This window comes from Salipiger aestuarii (assembly GCF_003259905.1).
Taxonomy (GTDB): Bacteria; Pseudomonadota; Alphaproteobacteria; order Rhodobacterales; family Rhodobacteraceae; genus Salipiger; species Salipiger aestuarii.
The window spans coordinates 1-1,915 of the sequence record NZ_QLMG01000110.1 but is presented as its reverse complement, the minus strand read 5'-3'; the positions used below and the strand labels follow the sequence as shown (position 1 = coordinate 1,915).

General features: G+C 62.8%; 3 protein-coding genes. 1 reads left to right on the top strand and 2 read right to left on the bottom strand.

Annotated elements, in window-relative coordinates; translation table 11 throughout:
- Positions 1-120 precede the first annotated feature (120 nt).
- Entirely contained in the window at positions 121-708 is a 588-nt protein-coding gene (gene hisB, locus ATI53_RS22715; RefSeq protein ID WP_009503132.1) for an imidazoleglycerol-phosphate dehydratase HisB, read from the bottom strand.
- Positions 709-849: 141 nt separating this feature from the next.
- On the opposite strand from hisB, the gene ATI53_RS22710 reads away from it, so the two are divergent.
- Entirely contained in the window at positions 850-1,089 is a 240-nt protein-coding gene (locus ATI53_RS22710) for an Lrp/AsnC ligand binding domain-containing protein (RefSeq protein WP_009503131.1), read from the top strand.
- On the opposite strand, the gene ATI53_RS22705 is transcribed toward ATI53_RS22710, so the two are convergent.
- Positions 1,086-1,670, bottom strand: a complete 585-nt coding sequence (locus ATI53_RS22705) for a hypothetical protein (protein WP_009503129.1) — start codon at positions 1,668-1,670, stop codon at positions 1,086-1,088. The two genes, ATI53_RS22710 and ATI53_RS22705, sit on opposite strands and share 4 nt — an antisense overlap.
- Positions 1,671-1,915 lie beyond the last annotated feature (245 nt).

Sequence of the window (1,915 nt, the reverse complement as noted above, 5' to 3'; positions counted from 1 at the left end):
TTTGCCTTGCAAATCGCCTGCCGGGTAACAGTGCGTGGCGCTCCCGTGACGAACTTGTCCCATAAGGCTTCCTTCCATTCATGAGAAAGGATCGCGCCATCAAACCGTGGGATCAAACACCTAGAGCGCGCCTTTGGTCGACGGGATCGCGTCGCTGGTGCGTGGATCGGGTTCGACCGCCTCGCGCAGGGCGCGGGCCACCGCCTTGAACGCGGCTTCCGCAATGTGATGCGCATTCACCCCGTGCAACATGTCGATGTGCAGCGTGATTCCGCCGTGCGTCGACAGCGCCTGAAAGAATTCGCGCACCAGCTCCGTATCGAAGCTTCCGATCTTTTCCACCGGAAGATCTACGTTCCATACCAGAAACGGGCGCGCCGACAGGTCCAGCGCGCAACGCAGCAGCGCGTCGTCCATCGCCAGCAGGCACGAGCCATAACGCCGGATGCCGCGCTTGTCGCCCAACGCCTTGACCAGCGCCTGCCCCAGCGCGATGCCGGTGTCCTCGACCGTGTGGTGATCGTCGATGTGGGTGTCGCCCCTGGCGCGCACCGTCATGTCGATCAGCGAATGACGCGACAACTGGTCCAGCATGTGGTCGAAAAACCCGACCCCGGTCTGCATGTCGTAAACCCCCGATCCGTCCAGATCGACGCTGACGTTGATTTCGGTCTCGGCGGTGCTGCGGGCGATGGCGGCCGTGCGCATGGGCTGTCTCCTTGACGGTCACGCCCGGTCAGGCGTGTTTGCGCCCGCTTATAAGGGGCGGCCCGCGCCGCGCCAAGCGGTCACGCGCGCGTCTTGCGGGGCCGTGGCGTCTGTGCCAGCTTGCCCTCAAAGGAGACCGCCATGACCACCTGCGTTTTCGTCCAGATCCGCTGCACCCCCGGAACCACCTATACGGTCGCCGAAGACATCGCGCTGAAGGAAATCCATTCCGAGCTGTATTCGACGTCGGGCGAATGGGACCTTCTGGTCAAGCTGTACATCCCCGAAGGTCAGGACATCGGTCATTTCATCAACGAACAGCTTGCGGGCATCAAAAGCATCGAACGCACCCTCACCACGCTGACCTTCAAGGCCTTCTAGTCCTTTTTCAGCGCCTCGCGCGACGCCTCCAGCCCGTTCTGAAAGCCATCCGCATCGCCGTAGTCCAGGAATTGCGCATAGCGCGCGTGGGGCGCCTTGACGCGGGCGGCGTGCTTGATCGGGCACCAGAATGCTTCGGTGCGCGACGCGATTTCGCTGACATAGGACAACAACCCGTTGCAATAGCCGCAGTACACGCAATTGAGCTTTTGCATGCCGTTGAGATACCCCAGATGGTGCCGGTCGATGCGGATGTGATCGCCCCGGCGGACCCTGGGAATGCCGTAGGCGCGAAAACACACCGCCTGATAGACGCTGACGAACAGATCCAGCAGCGCGAAGGGCACGATCAGCGCATAGATGAACGGCGCGGTCGCGATGTGCCAGGGGTTGGCACGGGCCAGAAAGGCGGCCAGCCCGATTTTCGCCCGCGCGTTGCGCGCCCGCGCATCGGCCTCGAATTTTACGCGGCCCTGTTCCAGCCGATAGCGAAAGGTTTCGCGGCGGCGGGCGATCTCGATTTCAAGTTCATCGTGCAGCGCGTCGATGCGCGCAAGGATCTGGTCGATTCTGGATGTCACGGCGGCCTCCGTCCTGCGCGCAGACTAGCCGCGAAGCCGCGCTCGCTCAATGCGTCGTCGGCGTTTGGCCGCGGTGCAAAAGCGGTGGTGCCCGCCGCCGGTTCCCCGGCGGCGGGCACCACCGCTCCGCCTAACTGTTTAGTCCCAGCATGTGATGGTCTACTTATCTGTGACCATGGGAAGGACGCACTATGGGACAAATTCTTCACGGCAGCGCCACGCACTGTTACCCGGCAGGCGATTTG